Source organism: Candidatus Thiosymbion oneisti (assembly GCF_900092655.1).
Lineage (GTDB): Bacteria > Pseudomonadota > Gammaproteobacteria > Chromatiales > Chromatiaceae > Thiosymbion > Thiosymbion oneisti.
Genome location: NZ_FLUY01001173.1, coordinates 1 through 1,174, shown reverse-complemented (window position 1 = coordinate 1,174; position 1,174 = coordinate 1). Strand labels below are relative to the sequence as shown.

1 protein-coding gene is annotated in these 1,174 nt (G+C 57.8%); it reads right to left on the bottom strand.

Annotation, left to right across the window (positions count from 1 at the left end):
* Positions 1-841, bottom strand: an 841-nt coding sequence (locus tag BQ17_RS11885) for a leucine-rich repeat domain-containing protein (protein ID WP_176722405.1), incomplete at its 3' end; no start/stop codon positions are given.
* Positions 842-1,174: the final 333 nt, after the last annotated feature.

Below are 1,174 nucleotides of genomic sequence, written 5' to 3'. Positions count from 1 at the left end.
TAAGCCGCTGGAGCTGACCGATGGACTCGGGTAGCCCCGAGAGCTGGTTACCACCGAGATCAAATCTGGTGAGCCGCCGGAGCTGACCGATGGACTCGGGTAGCTCCGAAAACCGGTTGTATCTGAGATCAAATCTGGTGAGCTGCCGGAGCTGACCGACGGACTCAGGCAAATTCGAGAGCTGGTTGTATCTGAGATCAAGGCTGGTAAGCTGCTGGAGCTGACCGATGGATTCGGGCAACTCCGAGATAAAGTTGTACCTGAGATCAAGGTGAGTGAGCCGGTGGAGCTGACCAATGGATTCGGGCAACTTCGAGAGCCGGTTGTAGCGTAGATCAAGGTGAGTGAGTTGCTCTAACCGCCAGAGTGAATCCGGAATCCGGTCTTGCAGTGCCCCGATCAAGCTGAGCCAAAGGATGCCTCGCTGCTCGATTTCGGAAAAGAAATCGATATCGCTACGCATGTCCTCCCGTAGGATCTGCAACCCAAAGATGGTGCGATCTTCGAGCTGGTCACCGAGTCGCTGCCACTGCAAAGTGTCGATAATCAGCGGCGGCAACGGCACATTCGGTAATTGCCGAATCGGGTTGCGGCAGATGTTCAGATAGGTCAACCCGGCGAGCCGTTTTATCTCCCTGGGCAGAGATTCCAGGCTATGGCCGGAAAGGTCGATTGAGCGCAACGCCGGTCGCTTCGAGTTACCATTGGGATCAAGTGCTGCTGACAGATCCGGCAATGCCGACAGCCAAACGCGCAATTTGTTGAAGGATAGATCCAGATGTTCGGTCCCGTCGGCGCGGGCCTGGTCGATGTGTTGGCGGATTCGTTGCAAGAGGTCCATAGCGGTCGGTTGTCTGGTGTTGGTAATCGGGTGCCGCGCGGATAGTCATGCGGCCAGTCATAGAATTTTAGGTTCTTTATGGATTCCGGACTGCTTTGGAGTGTGCCGGCAAAGCGGCGCGGCCGCATCGAACCTCAGCCACGGGGGATACCAGCGGCATCGGCCGGGAATCCGAGCGCTTAGGTTCCACCCGCGCCGCGGCGACGGCGCTTTCCCCTGGCCGCAATACCTTTGCGGGGGACGGATACGTTGCCAAATCCAAAGCGGCGGCAGGATGGTGCCACTTGGCCGATCCCCGGCTTATGCCTCGCGCTGTCGGTTCCGGTAAGCATC